At 64.1% G+C, this 206-nt stretch carries 1 protein-coding gene; it reads right to left on the reverse strand.

Going from position 1 to position 206, the window contains the following annotated elements; all coding sequences use genetic code 11:
• Positions 1 to 206 (reverse strand): AMP-binding protein (locus ACW9IR_RS30565; RefSeq protein WP_457466355.1); only part of this gene is annotated, 206 nt, incomplete at both ends.

Consider the following 206-nt stretch of genomic DNA (forward strand, 5'->3'; position numbering starts at 1 on the left):
TCGGCCACCGGCAGTTGCTGCTGCACCGCCGTGTGGGTCAACAGCAACTTCGCACGGCTGTCCTGCATCATGTACAGCAGACGGTCACGCGGGTATTCCACGTCCAGCGGCACATACACGCCACCGGCTTTCATCACTGCCAGGAACGCCACCATGATTTCGGCACTGCGCGGCATGGCGATGGCCACGCGCACTTCCGGGCCGAC

This window comes from Pseudomonas sp. SDT291_1_S447 (assembly GCF_054070155.1).